This is a genomic window from Pseudotabrizicola sp. 4114 (assembly GCF_031457365.1).
In the GTDB taxonomy this organism is placed as follows: domain Bacteria; phylum Pseudomonadota; class Alphaproteobacteria; order Rhodobacterales; family Rhodobacteraceae; genus Pseudotabrizicola.
The window spans coordinates 1-1,127 of record NZ_JAVDWP010000052.1 but is presented as its reverse complement, the minus strand read 5'-3'; the positions used below and the strand labels follow the sequence as shown (position 1 = coordinate 1,127).

Here is a 1,127-nt window from a genome sequence, read left to right as displayed (position 1 = left end):
AGAAATGTAAGCGGGCACATTCTATCTTCAGTTGCGACAAATGAGTAACTTCAGAGGGTTAGATGGAGGTTTCCATGCCCTGCTCACATGTTGAACTGAACGTCGAAGAGCGCAGGATTCTTGCGCGGCTGCTTCACCACAAGACAAGGATTGTCGAGATCGCGCGTGTTCTGTCGCGGCACCGTTCGACGATCTATCGGGAGATCAGGCGAAACTGGTGGCGCGATGCCGAAGTGCCGCAGGCTGATGGTTACTGGCCCGTAACGGCACAACAGCTTGCGCAAGGTCGTCGAGCGCGCAACCGCAAACTCGTGCGTCACTCCGGGTTGCGTCATGCCGTCATTGATCGGTTGATGGCAGGCTGGTCTCCCGAGCAGATTGCAGGGCGATTGAAGGCAGAACCCGGGTCCAAACATCGGTTGTGCCATGAGACGATCTACCGATACGTCTACTCTGAAGACGGCCGCAACCAAGACCTGGCCCGCTATCTGCCGGAGCGCCGGCGCAAGCGAAAGCCACGCTATGCGAGAAAGCCGAGAAGTCTCGTGTTTCCAGAGAGTTCAGCGATCCGCAATAGACCCGCAGCGGTCGCATCCCGCGAAGAATTCGGGCATTGGGAGGCAGATCTGATGATTTTTCGCAAAGAACACGGGCCCGCCAATGTGGCCACGTTGATTGAGCGGAAGACCCGTTTCACTGTCCTGTTCCGCAACAACGACCGTCGTTCGAAGCCGATCATGATGCGGCTTATCAACCTCATGTCACCCCTGCCCCAAAACGCGCGTCGGAGCCTGACATTCGACCGAGGACTCGAATTTGTCTCATGGCGTGACCTCGAAACCGGCCTCGGCGCACAAGCTTGGTTCTGCGATCCGCAAGCGCCATGGCAAAAGGGATCGGTCGAGAACATGAACAAGCGTGTCCGTCGCTACCTACCGTCTGACACGGTCATTCTCACCATGCCGGATCATGAGATGGCGTCGCTCTGCGACAGACTTAATGCGACACCGCGAAAGTGCTTAGGCTTCAGAACGCCAGCAGAAGCGTTCCGCGATCAGCTCTTGGACCATGGAAGGGTTTCACACTAATCTCAGACAGTCGCCGTCGCAGCTGAAGTCGAACCCACA

1 protein-coding gene is annotated in these 1,127 nt (G+C 56.9%); it reads left to right on the top strand.

All coding sequences use genetic code 11. From position 1 onward, the window contains the following. Positions 1 to 74 precede the first annotated feature (74 nt). On the top strand, positions 75 to 1,088 hold the full coding sequence (locus J2X53_RS22495) for an IS30 family transposase (RefSeq protein WP_349039715.1): 1,014 nt from the start codon (positions 75 to 77) through the stop codon (positions 1,086 to 1,088). Positions 1,089 to 1,127 lie beyond the last annotated feature (39 nt).